Source organism: Streptomyces sp. CNP082 (assembly GCF_059570535.1).
This window is the reverse complement of record NZ_JCANSZ010000049.1, coordinates 23,463-42,464: the sequence shown is the minus strand read 5'-3', so window position 1 is coordinate 42,464 and position 19,002 is coordinate 23,463. Positions and strand designations below refer to the sequence as shown.

General features: G+C 73.5%; 18 protein-coding genes. 10 read left to right on the top strand and 8 right to left on the bottom strand.

The window, feature by feature from the left end:
- The first annotated feature begins 78 nt into the window (after window positions 1-78).
- From B124_RS29215 to B124_RS29200, 4 genes are all read left to right on the top strand, one after another.
- Window positions 79-1,008, top strand: a complete 930-nt coding sequence (locus B124_RS29215) for an AurF N-oxygenase family protein (RefSeq protein WP_496505991.1) — start codon at window positions 79-81, stop codon at window positions 1,006-1,008.
- A gap of 188 nt (window positions 1,009-1,196) precedes the next feature.
- Window positions 1,197-1,964, top strand: a complete 768-nt coding sequence (locus B124_RS29210; RefSeq protein ID WP_496505990.1) for a TetR/AcrR family transcriptional regulator — start codon at window positions 1,197-1,199, stop codon at window positions 1,962-1,964.
- A 5-nt stretch (window positions 1,965-1,969) separates the two neighbouring features.
- Window positions 1,970-2,227 (top strand): DUF8847 domain-containing protein, encoded by a 258-nt coding sequence (locus B124_RS29205; protein WP_496505989.1) that lies wholly within the window; start codon window positions 1,970-1,972, stop codon window positions 2,225-2,227.
- Window positions 2,228-2,316: 89 nt separating this feature from the next.
- On the top strand, window positions 2,317-3,537 hold the full coding sequence (locus tag B124_RS29200; protein WP_496505988.1) for a C40 family peptidase: 1,221 nt from the start codon (window positions 2,317-2,319) through the stop codon (window positions 3,535-3,537).
- Window positions 3,538-3,563: 26 nt separating this feature from the next.
- Here B124_RS29200 and B124_RS29195 read toward each other — a convergent pair whose 3' ends face one another.
- On the bottom strand, window positions 3,564-3,983 hold the full coding sequence (locus B124_RS29195; RefSeq protein ID WP_496505987.1) for a roadblock/LC7 domain-containing protein: 420 nt from the start codon (window positions 3,981-3,983) through the stop codon (window positions 3,564-3,566).
- Complete coding sequence (locus tag B124_RS29190) at window positions 3,980-6,211, bottom strand: sensor histidine kinase (RefSeq protein ID WP_496505986.1); 2,232 nt, start codon at window positions 6,209-6,211, stop codon at window positions 3,980-3,982. The genes B124_RS29195 and B124_RS29190 overlap by 4 nt, the downstream gene beginning before the upstream one ends.
- 232 nt (window positions 6,212-6,443) lie before the next feature.
- Between B124_RS29190 and B124_RS29185 the strand changes: the two genes are divergently transcribed.
- Entirely contained in the window at window positions 6,444-7,211 is a 768-nt protein-coding gene (locus B124_RS29185) for a protein phosphatase 2C domain-containing protein (protein WP_496505985.1), read from the top strand.
- A gap of 33 nt (window positions 7,212-7,244) precedes the next feature.
- Here B124_RS29185 and B124_RS29180 read toward each other — a convergent pair whose 3' ends face one another.
- Entirely contained in the window at window positions 7,245-7,688 is a 444-nt protein-coding gene (locus B124_RS29180) for a MarR family winged helix-turn-helix transcriptional regulator (protein WP_496505984.1), read from the bottom strand.
- A gap of 446 nt (window positions 7,689-8,134) precedes the next feature.
- On the opposite strand from B124_RS29180, the gene B124_RS29175 reads away from it, so the two are divergent.
- Window positions 8,135-9,016, top strand: a complete 882-nt coding sequence (locus B124_RS29175; protein ID WP_496505983.1) for a lysozyme — start codon at window positions 8,135-8,137, stop codon at window positions 9,014-9,016.
- Window positions 9,017-9,079: 63 nt separating this feature from the next.
- Here the strand turns inward: B124_RS29175 and B124_RS29170 are convergent, their stop codons facing one another.
- Both B124_RS29170 and B124_RS29165 read right to left on the bottom strand, forming a co-directional pair.
- A complete protein-coding gene (locus B124_RS29170) occupies window positions 9,080-9,304 on the bottom strand; it encodes a hypothetical protein (RefSeq protein WP_496505982.1) in 225 nt (74 codons plus the stop codon).
- Window positions 9,305-9,838: 534 nt separating this feature from the next.
- Complete coding sequence (locus B124_RS29165) at window positions 9,839-11,194, bottom strand: hypothetical protein (protein ID WP_496505981.1); 1,356 nt, start codon at window positions 11,192-11,194, stop codon at window positions 9,839-9,841.
- Between the two features lie 105 nt (window positions 11,195-11,299).
- Here B124_RS29165 and B124_RS29160 point away from each other — a divergent pair, with 105 nt between their 5' ends.
- Window positions 11,300-11,587: a hypothetical protein gene (locus B124_RS29160; protein WP_496505980.1), complete on the top strand. Its 288-nt coding sequence runs from the start codon at window positions 11,300-11,302 to the stop codon at window positions 11,585-11,587.
- A 21-nt stretch (window positions 11,588-11,608) separates the two neighbouring features.
- On the opposite strand, the gene B124_RS29155 is transcribed toward B124_RS29160, so the two are convergent.
- The 3 genes from B124_RS29155 to lon form a co-directional block, all read right to left on the bottom strand.
- A complete protein-coding gene (locus tag B124_RS29155; protein ID WP_496505979.1) occupies window positions 11,609-12,658 on the bottom strand; it encodes a hypothetical protein in 1,050 nt (349 codons plus the stop codon).
- Window positions 12,655-13,317 (bottom strand): hypothetical protein, encoded by a 663-nt coding sequence (locus tag B124_RS29150; protein ID WP_496505978.1) that lies wholly within the window; start codon window positions 13,315-13,317, stop codon window positions 12,655-12,657. Before B124_RS29150 ends, B124_RS29155 begins: the two co-directional genes overlap by 4 nt.
- A gap of 156 nt (window positions 13,318-13,473) precedes the next feature.
- Window positions 13,474-15,924, bottom strand: a complete 2,451-nt coding sequence (gene lon / locus B124_RS29145) for an endopeptidase La (RefSeq protein ID WP_496505977.1) — start codon at window positions 15,922-15,924, stop codon at window positions 13,474-13,476.
- A 118-nt stretch (window positions 15,925-16,042) separates the two neighbouring features.
- Between lon and B124_RS29140 the strand changes: the two genes are divergently transcribed.
- From B124_RS29140 to B124_RS29130, 3 genes are all read left to right on the top strand, one after another.
- Window positions 16,043-16,972 (top strand): spermidine synthase family protein, encoded by a 930-nt coding sequence (locus B124_RS29140; protein WP_496505976.1) that lies wholly within the window; start codon window positions 16,043-16,045, stop codon window positions 16,970-16,972.
- A gap of 86 nt (window positions 16,973-17,058) precedes the next feature.
- Window positions 17,059-17,808, top strand: a complete 750-nt coding sequence (locus tag B124_RS29135; RefSeq protein ID WP_496505975.1) for a response regulator transcription factor — start codon at window positions 17,059-17,061, stop codon at window positions 17,806-17,808.
- Window positions 17,805-18,935: a sensor histidine kinase gene (locus B124_RS29130; RefSeq protein ID WP_496505974.1), complete on the top strand. Its 1,131-nt coding sequence runs from the start codon at window positions 17,805-17,807 to the stop codon at window positions 18,933-18,935. Before B124_RS29135 ends, B124_RS29130 begins: the two co-directional genes overlap by 4 nt.
- Window positions 18,936-19,002 lie beyond the last annotated feature (67 nt).

The window sequence follows — 19,002 nt, the reverse complement described above, 5'->3', positions numbered from 1 at the left end:
ACGCCTCCCGGGCATTGACGGGCTTGCTGACAAGCTGTCTTATAAGAGGGACCGCCGGTAACTCTCTCAGGAGACGCGATGACCACGACGACGGGGCACCTCGCGCTGACGGACGCGCTCGGCCCGCTCAAGGACCGCGAGCAGGTCGCCGAACGACTCCTCGCGGCGTCGGAGAAGCACTCCTTCGACCCGGACAGGGAACTGGACTGGGACTCCCCCGCAGAAGAGGGCAAGTGGTTCTGGCCGCCCGAGCTGGTCTCCCTCTACGACACCCCGATGTGGCGGCGGATGCCGGAGGAGCAGCAGATGGAGCTGGCCCGGCTGGAGGCGGCGTCGCTGGCCTCGCTGGGCATCTGGTTCGAGATCATCCTCATGCAGTTGCTCGTCCGGCACGTCTACGACAAGCCGGTCACCAGCAACCACGTGCGCTACGCGCTCACCGAGATAGCCGACGAGTGCCGCCACTCGATGATGTTCGCCCGGATGATCACCAAGGCCGGCGCGGAGCCGTACCCGGTCACCCGGTTCCACCACAACATCGCGCGCGTGTTCAAGGCCGTCTCCACCACCCCCGGTTCCTTCACCGCGACCCTGCTCGGCGAGGAGATCCTCGACTGGATGCAGCGGCTGACCTTCCCCGACGAGCGGATCCAGACGCTGGTGCGCGGCGTCACCCGGATCCACGTCGTGGAGGAGGCGCGGCACGTCCGGTACGCGCGCGAGGAGTTGCGCCGGCAGATGCTCACCGCGCCGCGCTGGGAGCGGAACTTCACCCGGCTCGCCTCCGGTGAGGCGGCGCGGGTGTTCTCCCTCTCCTTCGTCAACCCGCAGGTCTACACGGACGCGGGCCTGAACCGGGAGGAGGCGGTGGCGCAGGTGAAGGCCAGCCCGCACCGGCGCGAGGTGATGCAGACGGGCGCGAAGCGGCTGACGGACTTCCTCGACGAGATCGGGGTGCTGCGGGGGGTCGGGCGCAGGATGTGGCGCAGCTCGGGCCTGCTGGCCTGAGTGGGGGTACGGACGGCGCGGGCGGGCCAGGCGCGGACGGCACAAGCGCAGGCGGCACGGGCGCAGGCGGCACAAGCGCAGGCGGCACAGGCGGTACGGGCGCCGACGGGGCGGTACGGGCGGGCCGTACCCGACCCGGTCGGGCCACGGCCGCCCCCCTGCCCGCGCGGGCGGCTACGCTGCCGGACATGAGCACCGCGTCGTCCGACCAGGAAGGCCGGCCCGCCGCGCCCCAGCCGCCGGTCGCGTACCGCAGGCTGAGCGTCGCGCAGCGCCGCAGCCAGCTCCTCGCCGCCGCGCTCGGCCTCTTCGCCCACCGCGCCCCGGAGGACGTCTCGCTGGACGACGTCGCCGCCGCCGCTCAGGTCTCCCGCCCGCTCGTCTACCGCTACTTCCCCGGCGGCAAGCAGCAGCTCTACGAATCCGCCCTGCGCAGCGCCGCCGACGAGCTGGAGCTGTGCTTCCGGCAGCCCCAGCAGGGCCCGCTCACCCAGCGCCTCACCCGCGCCCTGGACAGCTACCTCGGCTTCGTCGACGAGCACGACGCCGGCTTCAAGGCGCTGCTCCAGGGCGGCAGCGTCGTCCAGACCAGACGCACCACCGCGATCGTCGACGAGGTCCGCCGCTCCGCCGCCGAGCAGGTCCTGCTGCACGTCGAGGTGCCCGAGCCCGGCCACCGGCTGCTGACGATGATCCGCACCTGGATCACGGCGGTCGAAGGGGCGTCGCTGATCTGGCTGGACGAGGGCAAGCAGCCGCCGCTGCCCGAGCTGCGCGGCTGGCTCGTGGACCACTTCATGGCGCTGCTGGTCGCCACGGCCGCGAGCGACGCGGAGTGCGGCCGGGTGCTGCGGCGGGCGATGGAGCTGGAGACGGCGGACGGGCCGGCGGGCGACCTCGTCCGCCGCGTCGTGCCGTTCCTGTCCGACGCCGGCCACCTGCTGGGCGAGGGCTGACCGCCGTGCGCACGGAGGACACCGCGTTCGTCGGCGGCCCGCTGGACGGCCGCACGCTCGCCGTGCACGTCGGCGCGACGGGCCGGCCGCCGAAGGTGTACGAGGTGCCGGTGCCCGACCCGGCCGGCGGCCCGCCGACGGTGCACGTCTACCGGCTGGAGCCGGCGAACCTCAGCCCGCGGCTGAAGCTCCCGCGGGGGTGGGTGTACACGTACGACCCGGAAGGGGTGCCGGAGCGGCGCCGGTGGCCGTGGTCGCGCTGACGGGCCGTCAATCCTCACGGGTGATGGTATTACTCGGTTTCGCCCAGTGCTGACCGGAATGCGACGGTGACGGGGGCAGCCTTGCGCACATGTCGTACACCCCCCGCACCCTCCGCACCCCTCGCACCCTCCGCACCCCTCGCACCCCCCGCTCCGCCTTTACCGCCGCCGGTGCCGCCCTCCTCGCCACCGTCCTGGTCCTGCCCGCCGACGCGGCCCCCGCACCCGAAGGACCGGACGCGGCCGACGCCCCGCTCGGCGAGCTGCTCACCCGGCTCCAGACCCTCCACGGCCAGGCCGAGCGCGCCACCGAGGCGTACCACGCGACCGCGGACGGCCTGAAGGACGTACGGGCCGAAACCGCCGAACTCGCCGGGGACCTCGCCGACACCCGCGCCGCGCTGGCCGCCGCGCGCCGCCGGGCCGGCCTGCTCGCCCGCGCGCAGTACCGGGGTCCCGGGATCGCCCCGTACCTGCAACTGCTCGTCGCACGCGACACGGAGACCGCGCTCGACCGCAAGCAGATCATCAGCCGCGCCATCGGCAACCAGGCCGCCGTCGTGGCCAGGCTGGAGTCGGGCGCCGAGCGGCTCGACGCGCTGATCGCCTCGTCGCGGCAGGCGCTGGCGCGGCAGCGGGAGCTGACGGGCGAGCGGAAGCGGCGCCGGGACCGGGTGGACGACCGGCTGGCCGAGGTGTCCGACGCGCTGGCGAAGCTGACGCCGGCGCAACTGGCGGCCCTGGAGCAACTGGAGATGCAGGGTGCGGAGGAGGAGCGGCGCGAGCTGCTGGCGCCGGGCGGCGACGGCGGCCAGGGCGGGCAGGCCGGCGACGGCGGCCCGGGGGCGGCGGACGACGCAAAGCCCGGCGGGGCGCGCCCGTCTTCGGGCGGCGGCGGCCTTGGCGGTACGGAACGGGCCCGGGAGCCGGGTGCGTGGGGGACGGCGGACCGGGAGCCGTCGCGGGCCGGGCGGCGGGCCGTCTCGTACGCGCTCGACCAGGTCGGCAAGCCGTACCGCGCGGGCGCCGGCGGGCCGGACGCCTTCGACTCCTCCGGGCTCACGCAGCGGGCGTGGCGGCACGCGGGCATCCGGATCCCGCGTACGGCGCGGGGGCAGTGGCGGGAGCTGCGCCGGGTGCGGCCGGACGGGATGCGGCCGGGGGACATCGTCGTGTACCACCGCGACGCCTCGCACGTCGCGCTGTACCTGGGCCGGGGCCGGGTGGTGGAGGCCCCGCGCACGGGCCAGCGGGTACGGGTCGTCCCCGTCACCATCCGCCCCCTGCGCGGCGCCGTACGCCCCGGCTGAGCCGACGACGGCAGCGGCTCAGCCGGTCAGCTCGTCAGCTCGCCGCGCAGGCCCGGCGTGAGGACGTGCCCGACGCGGCCGACGAACAGCTCCATGTGGTATGCGGCGACGCTCAGGTCGCAGTCCGGCTCGGTCAGCACGCCGAGCAGCGAACCGTCGCCGGCCTGCATCACCACCAGACAGCCGTCCTCCATGGCCACCATCGTCTGCTTCACCCTGCCGCCGTCCATGACGTCCGCGGCCCCGCTGGTGAGCCCGCCGATGCCGGAGACGACGGTGGCCAGTTGCTCGCCGGCCGACGCGGACTGCGGCGGGGCGGCGAGGAGGGGGAGCCCGTCGGCGGAGACGACGACCACGGACCGGACGCCGGGCACCTCCGCGGTGAAGTTGTCGAGCATCCACCGCAGGCTGCCGACGGTGTCCCGGTGGTCCTGGGTGCTGTTCACGTCCTGGCTCCCTGTTCCTTGTGCTCCCTCGCTCCCCTGGTCGCGGCCTCCGCGGCGGCGGCCCGCCGCCCGTCGCGGGACCCCTGCTGCAACCCGCCGAGCAACCGCCGCACCTCGCGCGCGTCGGCACCCCGCCGCTCAGCCTGCGCGGGCACGGTCACCACGGGCGGACCGCTGCCGGCGGCGCCGGCCGGGGCGGGGCTGAGCACCGAAGGCCCGGGCGCGGGGTGTCCGGGTGCGGGGTGTCCGGGTGCGGGGTGTCCGGGTGCGGGGTGTCCGGGTGCGGGGTGGAGGGCCGGCGCGCGGCCGGAGGCGGGGTGGTCGGGCTCGGGGTGACCGGGCACGGGGTCATCGAGCACGGCGGGATCGGGAGCGGCGTGATCAGGCGCGGCGTGACAGGTCACCACCGGCCCGCCGTACACCGTTGCGCCGGGCTCACGGCGCGGCAGCATCCCCGCCTCGGCGCGCACCCATCCGCCGGTGCGCGGTGTGGCCGCGGGCCGCGCCGACGCGAACGGCGGTGGCACCGGCCGTACGCCGCCTCCCTCAGCCGGCGGCGCGGAGCGCTGCGGCCCGAGCCGTACGGGCGCCGCACCCCCGCGCCGTACGCCCCCCGCGCCCGGCTCCGCGGCTACACGCCGCCACCGCCCACCGCCGCCCGCTCCCCCCGCCCCGGGCAACGGCACGGCGTGCCCTGCACCCCCACGGCCCCCCACCGCCTCAACAGCACCACCGCCCGTCGCGGCACCACTGTCCGCAGCGGCACCACCGGACGCAGCAACCCCACCCGCAGCCCCCACCGCTCCGGCCGCACCACCGGCCGCCGCGGCACCACCCTCCGCGACAACCCCACTGACGGCACCCACCGCCCCAGCCGCACCACCGACCGCACCACCGACCGCCGCGGCACCACCCTCCGCAGCGCCCCCGCCCACGGCACCCACCGCCCCGGCCGCACCGCCGCCCGCCGCGAAAGCACCCTCCGCAGCACCCACCGCCCCAGCCGCACCGGCGACCGGGCCGCCGCCCCCCTCCCTCTCCCCCAGCAGCCGTGCCGGCAGCCGGACCTCCGCGTCCAGCCCCCGGTCGCGCTGCCGCAGCTCCACGGCCACCCCGTGCCGCGCCGCCAGCCGCGCCACCACGTACAGCCCCAGCCCCAGCGCCTCCCCCGGCGCCGGCCCCGGGTCGGCGTCGGCGAGGCGCGCGTTGAGGTCGTCGACCCGGCCCGCCGGGCTGATGCCGATGCCGTCGTCCCGTACGACGAGCAGCAGGTCGCCCGTGCCCAGCAGCCGCCCGGTCAGCAGCACGTCGGACTCCGGCGGCGAGCACGCGGTGGCGTTCTCCAGCAGCTCCGCCAGCAGATGGCTCACGTCGCCCGAGGCGAAGCCCGTGACGTGTACCCGCGGCACGTCCGGGGAGAACTCCACTCGCTGGTACCACTCGATCTCACCGGCCGCCGCGCGCAGCACGTCGATCAGCGGGACGTGCGCGCGGCGCGTGCCGCGGTGGTCGGCGCCGGCGAGCACGAGCAGGTTCTCGCTGTGCCGGCGCATGCAGGCCGCGAGGTGGTCGAGCCGGAACAGGGTCTCCAGCGTGCCGGGCTCCTGCTCGTGCGCCTCCAGCTCGTCGATGAACGCGAGTTGGCGCTCGACCAGGCCCAGCGTGCGGCGCGACAGACCGACGAACGTGCCCTGGACGCTGTCCTGGAGCCCGCCGATGCGCTCGGCGAGCGCCGCCCGCTCGCGCAGCAGCGAGTCGCGCTCGGCGACGTGGCGCTCCTTCGCCTCGGCCAGCTCCGCCTGTACGGCGGCGAGTTCCGCCGCCACGGCCGCCGCGCACTCCGCGCCGCCGTCCTGCGCGCCGGCCCCACCGGCACCGCTGTGCGCACCGGCACCGCTGTGCGCACCGGCCCCGCCGCGCCCGCCCGCACCGCCGCGCCTGCTACGTGTCCCGTACACGACGACGGCCACGGCCAGCGCCGCGCACAGCACCAGCAGCGCGCCGTGCTGGTACAGCGCGCTCGTCTCCTGCGCCCGCCGCTCGGGGTCCGCGGCGCGGACGGCGCGGACCGCGCCGGCCAGGCCGGGCGCGCCCGCCGCGAGCACCGCGGCGCCCACGACGAGGTACGCCGCCCTGGCGCGCGGCAACGTGCGCCGCGCGGGGCGCGCGCCGCGACGCCGCCACGCGCCCCTGCCCTCCTGCCGATCCGGCTGCACGGGGGTCCGCAATCGCCCTCCTTCAGCTCTTTGTCCCGCGACGCTATGTCCTTTTATTTCAGACTCTTTATGACTGAGTCATGTTGCGCCGTGGTCCTGCTGGTTGACCTTGGCAGCAGGGCTCGTACGCACGCGGACTTTGCCCCCGCGCTCACTCGAACGAGCGAAGACGTGTTGCCAGCGGGCCGCCGGGCCGTCCGCCCGGCGCCGGGGGCCGCGCGGCCCGTAGGGGCAGACTGGGATCATGCGCATCGAACTGGCCAGCGAGCCCGCCGCACCCCCCGCCCCGAACGAGGACTACGCCGCCGTGGCCCTGCCCGCCTCCGGCAGCGGCGGGGCCGTGGTGGTGCTGGACGGCGTGACGCCGCCGCGGGACGGGGACACCGGCTGCGTCCACGGGGTGCCGTGGTTCGTGGCGCGGCTCGGCGGCGCGTTCCTGGAGCTGGCGGGCGCCCGCGCGGCCACGCTCGCGGACTGCCTGGCGGAGGCCATCCGCCGCACCGCCGCGGCCCACGGCCCGCGCTGCGACCTGACCCACCGGCGGACGCCGCAGGCCACGGTGGCGGCGGCGCGCTGGGACGGCGGGACGGTGGAGCACCTGGTGCTGTGCGACGCGGCGCTGCTGCTGGAGCAGCCGGACGGCACGGTACGGCCGGTGCTCGACCTCCGGCTGTCGCAACTGCCGCGCAGCCGCCCCGCGGAGGAGATGCGCAACCGCGAGGGCGGCTTCTTCACCGCCGCCGCCGACCCGGAGGTCGCCGCGCGTGCGGTGGCGGGCAGCACGCCGCGTACGGAGGTGGCGGCGCTGACGGCGCTGACGGACGGGGTGACGCGCTGGACGGAGGTCTTCGGCTTCGGTGACTGGACGGCGCTGCTGCAGCGGGTGCGGAAGGCGGGGCCGCAGGGCGTGGTGGCGGAGGTACGGGCGGCGGAGGCGGCGGACGCGGACCGCAGCCGGTACCGCAGGGGGAAGGTGCACGACGACGCGTCGGCGGTGCTGGTGGAGCTGTAGGCGGCCCGCCGGGCGGGGGCGGGGGCCCGCCCCCTACCGCCGCCCGCCCCCGCCCTCGTTCAGCTCGTTGAACCGCCGCAGCAGCCGGGCCAGTTCGGCGACCTCGCCGCGGTCCCACCGGGCGAGCCGCTGCACGTACTCCGCGTGCCGCGCCCGCCGTACGCGCAGCACCCGCCGCCGCCCCTCCTCCGTCAGCCGCACGAGCGCCGCCCGGCCGTCGGCGGGGTCGGGCTCGCGGTCGACGAGGCCCACCTCCTCCAGGGCGTGCAGTTGCCGGCTGACCGTCGCCTTGCCGATGTGGAAGTAGGCGGCGAGTTCGCTGGCGCGCCGCCCGCCGTCCTCCAACTGGGCCAGCATCGCGTACGCGCCGGGTTCGAGTCCGGGGTCGAGCTGGCGGGCCATTTCCGCCGCGACACCGCGGGCCCGGCGGTAGAAAACCGCGAGTTCCCGCTCCAGATCGAGGAAAACGTGGTCCACACCATTTTCCTCGTTCTCCTGCCCGCCTCCGGGGGTTTCGGCCTTGTGCACGTCAGGGGCCCTTCCGGCTTTCCAGGGGCTGAAAGTTTTCTTCAGAAGCGACAGAAGTCGCAGCTCCCCCAGTATTTCGCAGGAGTAGACCAAAGGCACCTGCCGGACCCTCTTTCGCTCCTGTGCGCCCTGCGCTTACCTTCGGCACAGCACGTAGTGACATGACCACACCAAGGCCCGAGCCGAGGGCCCGCAGGCGTACGAGGACGGGCCACTGCCGCCCCGTCGCTCCCGCCGCACTCCAGAGCCGGCGGCACCGCCCGCCCGGCACCTCCGCACGCTCCGCACCCTCCGCCCACCGGCACCACTGGAATCACGGCCCAGCGGAACCACGGCAGCACCGGTACCACCGGCTGCACCGGCACCACCGAGGACCCCCACATCCGGAGGAACGCATGTCATCCCGAGTCCGCACCCGCCCACGCATCTGGCGCCGCTCCCTCGCCGTCGCCGTCGCCACCGCGGCCACCTCGCTCTCCCTCGTCGCCGGCCTGACCAGCCCCGCCGCCGCGGCCGGCAACCGGCTCAACCCGGACCCCCGCACCCTGGAGCCCGGCGAGGCGTACATGGGCGCCGGCGTCCGCCTCCACGAGGGCACGGGCGCCCCCGCGGGCTCGGCCGGCGCGGCCGGCCAGGAGGTCGGCCCGCTCGCGACCGTCGAGGGCGTCGACGTCTCCAGCCACCAGGGCAACGTCAACTGGTCCACGCTCTGGAACGCGGGCAACCGCTTCGCGTACGTCAAGGCCACCGAGGGCACGAGCTACAAGAACCCGTACTTCACGCAGCAGTACAACGGCTCGTACAACATCGGGATGATCCGCGGCGCGTACCACTTCGCCCTCCCGAACGGCGCCAGCGGCGCCGCCCAGGCCGACTACTTCGCCAGCAACGGCGGCGGCTGGTCCCGCGACGGCAAGACGCTGCCGGGCGTGCTGGACATCGAGTACAACCCCTACGGCGCCACGTGCTACGGCCTCAGCCAGGCGTCGATGCGGAGCTGGATCAGCTCCTTCCTCAACCGCTACCGCGAGCGCACCGGCCGCTACGCGGTGATCTACACGAACACCAACTGGTGGACCCAGTGCACCGGCAACTACAGCGGCTACGCGGGCAACCACCCGCTGTGGATCGCCCGCTACGCCTCCTCCCCGGGCACGCTGCCGGCCGGCTGGAGCTTCTACACCTTCTGGCAGTACACCTCGACGGGCCCGACGGTCGGCGACCACAACAAGTTCAACGGCGCCATGGACCGCCTCCAGGCCCTGGCCAACGGCTGACGAGCCACCCGACTTCCGCCGGTCTCTCCGGAGCTGCTCCTCCGGAGAGACCGGCGGTATCACTCAGCCCTGGTCACCGGGCGGCAGACACCCGGCCTCGACGAGGGCCTGGCGGAGGTCGACGACCATGGCGGGGGTGACGTCCTCGACGGGCTGGGGGAACCAGAGCAGGGCGCCGTCGGCGCGGGGGGCGGCCTTGACGCCGTGGGGGAGTTCGGCGCGCTCGATGCCGTCGATGTACGTGGGCCCGAGGTAGGTGATCCAGCCGACTTTCGGGCTGACCTTCATCCAGTTCCCCTGAGCGTCGCGCTGAGCGCGCGTTGCACACAACGCATGTTCCGGCAGCCAGATCTCGGCGAGCCAGTGCACTGCGTTGCGCATGCCGCTGAGGTCGTAGAGTCCACTCGGTGCATCCTCTGGCAACGGGAGGGAGAAGGACACCGCGTTCCCCAGACGCGGGATCGCACTCTCACCGGCCCGGAACCTCAGGCTTGACATGCCATCCGCACCAGGCCCGCTGTGGTAGTCCGGGAACTGCTCGCTGTGAAAGCCGATGGAGTATCCGACGCCCTCCATAGGGGCGTCATCGGAATGTCCCCGCCGGGCCTCTGCCACCGTGTCCATGAACCATGGCGAACCAGGCTCGACGGGCTCCTCGCGGTCTTCCCACCACCACGATCCGAGCGCTTGATGGACGTCTCCCAACGCCCGCATCGTCTCACCGATGCGCGCGGCCACCTGCTCCACGCTCTCCTCCCGTGCACCCCAATAAGCGCCGAAGTGCAGAGGGGTGGCTTCTGGTGTCATGAAGGCACGTCCTTCTCAGGGTCTGTAGACAACGTCGATCGGGAGGCTGTTCTCATCGAACAGTTCTCGGTACACCTGGGAGGTCGCCCGGTCCGTGACAACGTAGCGGACCGGCTCGCCACCGGCCGCTTCAATCGCCTTCTCCGCCTTGTCGATCCCCTTCTTCTCCAAGAAATGGTAGAACTTTCCTTCCTTGTTGATCAGGCTCGAATAGCTGGCCTTCGCGTCGACGAGGTGCCCGTCCTCGTAGTTGTCCCACCGCTTGCCCCTGTACTCGTACGTCCACGGCCAGTTCACCCCCGTCGCCCGCTCCTGCGCCTCCGCGGTCTCGACCGTCATCGACTCCCGGGTATCGTCCGTCCACTTCCCCGGTCCGCGGTCGGGCGGCGGCGGGCGGTGCGGGCGCTGGCCCTGAGGGCTGTCCTGGATCAGGTTGCGCCTGTTGGCATACAGCCGGCCCTCGTCCAGGGACTTCGCCCCGTAGGCGCCGAAGGCGTAGCTTCCCGAGTACGCCGAGACCGCCGTGCGGTCACCCGCCAGCGCCCACGCCGCGCCCGGGCCGCCGGGCGTCCGCGCACCCATCATCATCAAGGTGACTTCCGCCCCGATGTCGGTGGCGCCGTCAAGGGTCTGCGCCGTGATCGCCGCACCGGTCTCCAGCGTGCCCTCCACCACCCCCTTGACCCTGTCGCGCCAGTACAGGGCCTTGTCCAACCAGTTCGGCTCTGGCCCGTCGGGAATCCATGCCGGTTCGACGTCCCCGCGAACGGCCCGGATCATGTGGAGCCTCAGGGCATCGCGCAGTTCCTCAAGGAACCTCGCCAGTACCTTGTCGAAGTCGGCCTTCGCCTCGTGGGCGTCCTTGTAGTGCTGGGAGAGTTCGTCCGCGGCCTGCTCCGCCGACTCCTGCTGCCGGCCGCGCTCCCGTAAGTCCCACGGATCCACGCGCCCGCCGCGCCGCTCCAGCGTCTTCTTCTGCTCGTCGTACGCGGCGACCTGCTCCATCGCCGTCGACATCCGCCGCATGCCCATCCGGGCCTTCTCAAGCGCGGCGTCCGCCCGCTCCTGGATCGGCCGGACAGTCCTCACGAAGACGTCGAGCGCCTCGCCGGCATACAAGTAGGCGAGCCGTTCCTCTTCCAGCTGGCCTCCCATGAAGGACAGCCGGCCGAGGAGTGCCGTCTTCCAGTCACCGGCCAGACCGGCCGATTCCACCCGCTCGGTCAGACGGTAGGTGCGGAGGTGAGCGCGCTCCGCGTCGTCGTACCGTTCCTCGCAGAACTTCCTGAACTTCCGCAGGACCTCTAACTCAACCGGTACCGGGTCTCCCATCAGGCCCACCAAGGACCAGTCGGTCGGCCTGTCTCCCACGTGCGTCCTCCGCTCCCCCCGCCGTGTTGCCGAAAGCCCGTCCGCGACCGAACACTAGGTGGGGTACGGCATCCGATCGAGTAGAAATCAGGGCAAGGAGCCGCCGTGAGTGACAAGTTGACGATCAGCTCGGAGGAGTTGGCCGAGGTCCGCACCGCACTGCGCCGCACGAGGCCGCGCGACGCCTCCCGGCCGCCCGAGCCCGAGTCGGACGCCGTCGGCGGCGAGGAGGCTTCCGACCTGCTGGCGCGGCTGATGATGCTGGGGTCCACCATCGTCGAGGGCAGGGAACTGGCCGTCGCCGACCTCGCCGACAGGCTGACCATGAGCGAGATGCAGACCTGCATCACCGACCAGGCGCTGGGCCGCGCCTTCGTCTTCACCGAGGAATGAGCCGCGCCGGAATCCTCCCGGTCAGCGCACCACGGTCTGGATCTCCTGCACCGTCACGTCGTACGTCGTCTCGAAGACGCCGTCCGGCAGGTCACCGCCCGTACCGCCCGAGCCGGTCCAGTCGACCTCCCACGTGATCGACGCTTTCAGCCCGTACGTGCCGCCGGCGGCCTCGCTGGAGCGGTGGTACGTGATCCCGCACGCCGGCACCGAATCGGCGTCGCCTCTGCGGTACTTGCTGCCCACGCTGCCGTCGTCGTCGATCGCACACTCCCCGCCCTCCGGGTGGACGACCGCGTCCTCCGTCCCCGGGTCGAGCCGCAGGCTCGTGGGCGTGGCGGTGGTCTCGGCCCACAGATCCGTGCCGGGCAACTCCGCCCGCACCGAAACCTCGTCGAACGACGCGGCCTCCTGCCAGATCCAGGTGGGGAGGTTCACCTTGAGCCGGTCGTCGCCGGGCTGCATCTCGATCTCGGTGTCGGGCACCTTGACCGAGTCGTAGGCGTACTCGGCGAGCATCTCGGGAGTGATGGCGGTGGGCACGTCGGGCTCCGTGCCGTTGTCGGCCCAGAACATGAGCTGGTCGTCGCAGTCGCGCGCCGCGGCGTCGTCCTCCCGGTTGGGGTTGCGCACAGCGCGCCACCACATGCCCTCGCCCTGCTTGTCGAGGTTGTAGTTCTCGGGATTTCCGTCGCCGCCGTCGCGGTAGTACTCAAGCATGAGGTCTTCGCCCCAGTAGAGGCTGCTGCTCACCGGCACGAGGTTGGACTGGGGCTCGATGGCCTCGACCGCGTCCCGCAACTCCCGCGGACTGGCCACCGGCTCGTGCCAGCAGGCCGGCGGCGTCCAGTTCGTGTCCACCGCGCTGAGGGGCTGGCCCCCCTGCCCGCCGCCGCCGGTCTGCCGGACGACGACCTGGGTGGCGGTGGCGCTGATGGTGCCGTCGTCGGGGTTCGAGTCGCCTTCCAGACCGATGCCGCCCGGTTCCGGATCGGCGAGCGCGACCTGGGCGCAAGGGAAGAGCAACAGTGCCGCCGTCAGCCCGAAGGTGGTCAGCCTGCGGGTGCTCATTTCGATAGACCCCCTGCGTCGCACGCGTCCCGGCTGTTGGAGACATCAGCCGTCTGCCAGTCGCCGTCGTCGTTCTTCTGGAGCGTGGTGCTGTACTCGACGAACTCGTACGGATCCGGCTGCTCCAGCACCTCCCCGCTCTCGCGGTCCTTCTGGTCCGCCTCGCGTTCGTCGGAGCAGAAGCGCAGCGTGGCCGTCAGGCCGTTGCCGTTGACCCGGACCTCCGGGTCGAAGAAGCGGAAGGTGCCCGCCACGGTGGCCCCGGCGTCCCTGAACTCGCCGATCCAGTCCTGCAGGGACGTCCAGGCTCCCGTGCCCTTCATGTTGTAGAGCGCGATGAACTCCGTGTCCGGGTTCGGCGGGTTCTGCGTGATGGCCTCGTACGTCGCCCGCTGGCGCTGCGCACCGGAGTCCAGGACCGCCTGCTCCTCCGGGTCGTCCGACTCCCAGTCCTCGAAGACCAGTTCCACGCTCGACGGCAACTCGATCTCCGGCCCGGCCTCCTTTGGCCCCCCGCCCGACGGCGACGCCGCCGGGCTGCTCTCCGCGCCCTCGATCTTGTCGTCCGACGACGACGAGTCGTCGCCCCCGCACGCGGAGACCAGCAGGGTCGCGGCGGCCAGCGCCGCCAGGGTGGCTGAACGGAAGCGGCTGACCACGTCGACTCCAGCAACGGCTCGGGGACCTTGAGTAAGACGACGCTACCAACGCACGAGCGGTTCCTGCACACGCGATCCCCGGCACGCCGAACGGCCCCTCCCGGGTGGGTGGTCGGGAGGGGCCGTGCCTTCGGGGACGGAGGCGGCGGTACGGGGTCAGGCGGCCACGGGAAGCTCCTGGCCGCCGGCCGGGGCCGCGGCGCCGGCCGGGGTCAGGGCCAGGGACAGGACCTGGCGGACGTCGGAGACCGGGTGGACCTCCAGCTTCTGAAGGACCTCCGCCGGCACGTCGTCCAGGTCGGGCTCGTTGCGCTTCGGGATGATCACCGTGGTGACCCCCGCCCGGTGCGCCGCCAGCAGCTTCTGCTTCACGCCGCCGATCGGCAGCACCCGGCCCGTCAGCGACACCTCACCGGTCATCGCCACGTCCGTGCGCACCTGCCGCCCGCTGAGCAGCGACGCCAGCGCCGTCGTCATCGTGACGCCCGCGCTCGGCCCGTCCTTCGGGACCGCGCCCGCCGGTACGTGCAGGTGGATGCCCCGGTCCTTCAGGTCGCCCACCGGCAGCTCCAGCTCCGCGCCGCGCGAGCGCAGGAAGGACAGCGCGATGTGCGCCGACTCCTTCATCACGTCGCCGAGCTGCCCCGTGAGGGTCAGCCCGGAGGCGCCCGACTCGGGGTCGGCCAGCGACGCCTCGATGTACAGCACGTCGCCGCCGGCGCCCGTCACCGCCAGGCCCGTCGCCACGCCGGGGACCGCCGTGCGGCGCTCCGCGGGGTCGGTGGCGGACTCCGGGGTGTGGTGCGGACGGCCGATCAGCGGGCGGAGCTGGTCGACGCCGACCGGGTACGGCAGCTTCGCGTCGCCCAGTTCGTGCTGCGCCGCGATCTTGCGGAGCAGCCTGGCGAGCGCGCGCTCCAGGTTCCGTACGCCCGCCTCGCGGGTGTACTCGCCGGCCAGCTTGCGCAGCGCCTCGTCCTCGACGGCGACCTCGCCGGGCTCCAGGCCCGCGCGCTCCAACTGCCGCGGCAGCAGGTGGTCGCGGGCGATGGTGACCTTCTCGTCCTCGGTGTAGCCGTCGAGGCGGACCAGTTCCATCCGGTCCAGCAGCGCCTCGGGGATGGCTTCGAGGACGTTGGCGGTGGCCAGGAAGACCACGTCGGACAGGTCCAGCTCGACTTCGAGGTAGTGGTCGCGGAACGTGTGGTTCTGCGCCGGGTCCAGGACCTCCAGCAGGGCCGCGGCGGGGTCGCCGCGGAAGTCGGAGCCGACCTTGTCGATCTCGTCCAGCAGCACGACCGGGTTCATCGAACCGGCTTCCTTGACGGCCCGTACGACCCGGCCGGGCAGCGCGCCGACGTACGTGCGCCGGTGGCCGCGGATCTCCGCCTCGTCGCGGACGCCGCCGAGCGCGACCCGTACGAACTTCCGGCCCATGGCCCGCGCCACGGACTCGCCCAGCGACGTCTTGCCGACGCCGGGCGGGCCGACGAGCGCGAGCACCGCGCCGCCGCGCCGGCCGCCGACGAGGCCCAGGCCCCGCTCCGCGCGGCGCTTGCGCACGGCCAGGTACTCGGTGATGCGCTCCTTGACGTCCTCCAGGCCCGCGTGGTCGGCGTCCAGGATCTCCTTGGCGCCGGTGATGTCGTACGCGTCCTCGGTGCGCTCGTTCCACGGCATCTCCAGGACGGTGTCGAGCCACGTCCTGATCCAGCCGTTCTCCGGCGAGGCGTCGGAGGCGCGCTCCAGCTTGTCGACCTCCTTCAGGGCCGCCTCGCGGACCTTCTCGGGCAGGTCGGCGCCCTCGACCCGGGCGCGGTAGTCGTCGGACTCCTCGCCGTCGGGCTCGCCGTTCAGCTCGCGCAGCTCCTTGCGTACGGCCTCCAGTTGGCGCCGCAGCAGGAACTCGCGCTGCTGCTTGTCGACGCCCTCCTGGACGTCCTTCGCGATGGACTCGGCGACGTCCTGCTCCGCCAGGTGCTCCTTCAGCCACTGCGTGGCCAGCTTGAGCCGGGCCACCGGGTCGGCGGTCTCCAGCAGCTCCACGCGCTGCTCGGTGCTGAGGAACGGCGAGTAGCCCGAGTTGTCGGCGAGCTGGCCGACGTCGTCGATCTGCTGCACGCGGTCCACGACCTGCCAGGCGCCACGCTTGCGCAGCCAGTCGGTGGCGACCGCCTTGTACTCCTTCATCAGCTCGGTGACGGCGCCGGGAACAGGGTCCGGTACGGACTCCTCGATCTCCGTGCCCTCCACCCACAGCGCGGCCCCGGGGCCGGTCGTGCCGGCACCGATACGGATCCGGGCGACGCCGCGGATCAGCGCACCGGGGTCGCCGTCGGCAAGCCTGCCGACCTGCTCGACACGGCCGAGGACACCGGTGCCCACGTACGTGCCGTCAACCCGTGGGACGAGCAGCACCCTGGGCTTGTGTCCGCTGCCGCGCGCCGCGGCCTGCGCGGCCTCGACCGCGGCCCGCACCTCGCGGTCCGAGAGGTCGAGCGGCACGACCATGCCGGGGAGCACGACTGCGTAGTCGGAGGAGTCCGAGGAGTCGAGCGGCAGGACGGGCAGGGCCAGCGGCGTATTCGAGCGGGACTCAGTAGCCATTGATCTCCCCTTCGGCATGCAAGTTGAGTTACGTGGGCTCAACCCGGGAGGGTGCCGCGATGTTCCCGGCCGTCTGTTCGCTGTGAGCGATCGGGCAGGATCGGGCAGGATGGGGGCCATGAGCAGCGACGACGAGACGGCGCGCGCCGTGACGGTCGACCGCAGGTCCGGCCCGTACGGAGAGGTCGTGCTGCGCCGGCGCGGCGCCCACCACGAGATCATCGCGAACGGCGTCTTCCTCATGGACACCTCCGACGGCCGCTCCGAGCGGCTGCTGATCCGGGCCGCGGCGCAGGCGCTGGACGGGACCACGGCGGCACCGGCGGTGCTGATCGGCGGGCTCGGCGTGGGCTTCTCGCTCGCCGAGGCGGCGGCGGACGCGCGCTGGGGGCGGATCACGGTCGTCGAGCGTGAACCGGCGGTCATCGAGTGGCACACGCGCCCGGCGGCCGGCCAGCCCGGCCCGGCGGAGGGCACGAAGCCCGGCTCGGCCGACGGCCCCGCCACCAGCCCGGCAGACGGCTCGCCAGGCGGCGCGGCAGAGGCCCCGGCTGACGGCTCTGCGGGCGCCCCGGCTGACGGCCCCGCGGCGGGCCCGGCTGACGGCTCTGCGGGCGGCCCGGCTGACAGCCCGCCCCTCGCCCGCCTCAGCGGCGCGGCCCTCGCCGACCCCCGCGTCGAGCTCGTCGAGGCCGATCTCCTGGACCACCTCGCCACCGCCTCCGGCCCGTACGACGCCGTCTGCCTCGACATCGACAACGGCCCCGACTGGACCGTCACCGACGGCAACTCCGGCCTCTACGCCCCCGCCGGCCTCGCCGCCTGCCGCGACCGCCTCGCCCCCGGCGGCGTCCTCGCCGTCTGGTCCGCCCGCCCCTCCCCCGCCTTCGAGGCCGCGCTGCGCACCGCCGGCTTCACGGACGTACGCACGGAGGAGATCCCGGTACGCCGCGGCGTACCCGACGCCGTCCACCTCGCCGTCCGCCCGCGCCGGCCCGCGTCCACGGCGCGGCCCACAACGCGGCCGGGGGCTCTTCGTTCCCCGTAGCCGAGGCGCGTCACCTCCCCATACGCTGCTAGCTGAAGCGGAGGGCCTACGGCCTACGGGGAAGAGACGGCGAGGGCCACGAACACATGGCAGACAGACAAGCCCTGAACGGCCGCGCTGACCACGCGGCCGCAGTGACTCCCGGCGCCCAGCGAAGAGTGCTGGTCGTCGAGGACGACCCCACGATCGGGCAGGCGATATCGGCGCGGCTGCGCGCCGAGGGCTTCCAGGTACGGACGGCGGGCGACGGCCCCGCCGCGGTGGCGACCGCGGCGGAATGGGGGCCTGACCTGCTCGTGCTCGACGTGATGCTGCCCGGCTTCGACGGGCTGGAGGTGTGCCGCCGGGTGCAGGCCGAGCGGCTCGTACCGGTGCTGATGCTGACCGCGCGGGACGACGAGACGGACATGCTCGTCGGCCTCGGCGTCGGCGCCGACGACTACATGACCAAACCCTTCTCCATGCGGGAGCTGGCCGCGCGGGTGCACGTCCTGCTGCGCCGCGTGGAGAGAGCCACGCTGGCGGCGGGCGCCGCCCGGGACGACACGCTGCGCCTGGGTGAGCTGGAGATCGACCACACCGAGCGGCGGGTGCGGGTCGGCGGGGACGACGTCCATCTGACGCCGACGGAGTTCGAGCTGCTGGCGTGCCTGGCCAACCAGCCGCGGGCGGTGCTCTCCCGCGAGCAGCTCCTGGTGGAGGTCTGGGAGTGGGAGGACGCCTCGGGGACGCGCACCGTCGACAGCCACATCAAGGCGCTGCGCCGCAAGATAGGCGCAGAGCGGATCCGTACGGTCCACGGCGTGGGATACGCGCTGGAGACCCCCGTCACATGACGGTGCCGGACGGCGGCGCGGGAACCGGGTTCTGGCGCCGGGTGTGGGACGCGCTGCGCCCGCTGGATCCGGTGCGGTCGGTCAACGCCGCGCTGGGTGCGCTGGTCATCGGCTCGGTGGTGATCGCCACCGGCCTGGTGTGGGTGGCGATCCGCTCGTCCACCGAGGTCCGGCTGATCACGGTCTTCTCGCTCATCGCGTCGCTGCTGATCACCCAGTTCGTGGGCCAGCGGCTGACGTCGCCGCTGGTGCAGATGACCGCGGTCACCCGCGCCATGGCCCACGGCGACTACACCGCCCGGCTGGCCACCCGGCGCCGGGACGAGTTCGGCGAGCTGGCGCAGACCTTCAACCGCATGGCGGCGGACCTGCAGTCCGTCGACCGGCACCGCAAGGAGCTGGTCGCCAACGTCTCGCACGAGCTGCGCACCCCGATCGCCGCCCTGCGCGCCGTGCTGGAGAACGTGGTGGACGGGGTCTCGGAGGCCGACCCGGACACGATGCGTACGGCGCTGCGCCAGACGGAGCGCCTGGGCCGGCTGGTGGAGCAGTTGCTGGACCTGTCGCGGATCGACAGCGGGGTGGTGCCGCTGCGGCTGCGGCGGTTCTCGGTGGAGGCGTACCTCGCGGGCGTACTGAAGGAGGCGCACTTCGGCAGCGGCGCCCACGGCGTCGCCGGCGCCCCGGAGGCAGCCGGCGACGCCCCCGGCCCCCGGGGCCGCGGCGACGTCCGGCTGCACCTGGACGTCTGGCCGCCCGAGCTGGTCGCACAGGCCGACCCCGAGCGGCTGCACCAGGTGATGGCGAACCTGATCGACAACGCCGTGAAGCACAGCCCGCCCGGCGGCCGGGTCATGGTGCGCGCCCGCGCCGGCCCGCAGCCGGACGCGCTGGAGGTGGAGGTGCTCGACGAGGGCCCCGGCATCCCCGCCGCCGAGCGGCACCGGGTCTTCGAGCGCTTCAACCGCGGCCGGGAGGGCGCGGTGCTCGGCGACTACGGGGCGGACGGCGGCGGCACCGGGCTGGGGCTGGCCATCGCGCGCTGGGCGGTGGATCTGCACGGCGGCCGGATCGGGGTGGCTGAATCCCCCCGCGGCTGCCGGATCAAGCTCACCCTTCCGGGTTAACGCTCGTTCGGGACTTGACCTAGACTTGACCATGGTCGAGCGCGGGAACGGTCCCGCAACGGCGGCA